The following is a 222-nucleotide window of genomic DNA, read 5'->3' on the forward strand; positions in this document are numbered from 1 at the left end:
TTCTGCTCGCCATCGCGTCGTTGACGCTTCGTTGGTTCGGCTTCGACTTTTCCGCGTTCGGGTTTTTGCCCGCCATGCTGGCGCTGGCGCTCTATTCCATGCTGCCGGTGCTGCGCAACACCATCACCGGGCTGAACGGCGTCGATCCCGCGCTGCTTGAAGCGGCGCAAGGGGTGGGCATGACGCCACGGCAATCGCTGTTCACGGTGGAATTGCCGTTGG

Annotated in this window: 1 protein-coding gene; it reads left to right on the plus strand. The window is 63.1% G+C overall.

Going from position 1 to position 222, the window contains the following annotated elements; translation table 11 throughout:
* Positions 1-222, plus strand: a 222-nt coding sequence (locus FNJ47_RS49360; RefSeq protein WP_163163921.1) for an ABC transporter permease subunit, incomplete at both ends; no start/stop codon positions are given.

The sequence above is a fragment of the Bradyrhizobium uaiense genome (assembly GCF_010811875.1).
Classification (GTDB): domain Bacteria; phylum Pseudomonadota; class Alphaproteobacteria; order Rhizobiales; family Xanthobacteraceae; genus Bradyrhizobium; species Bradyrhizobium uaiense.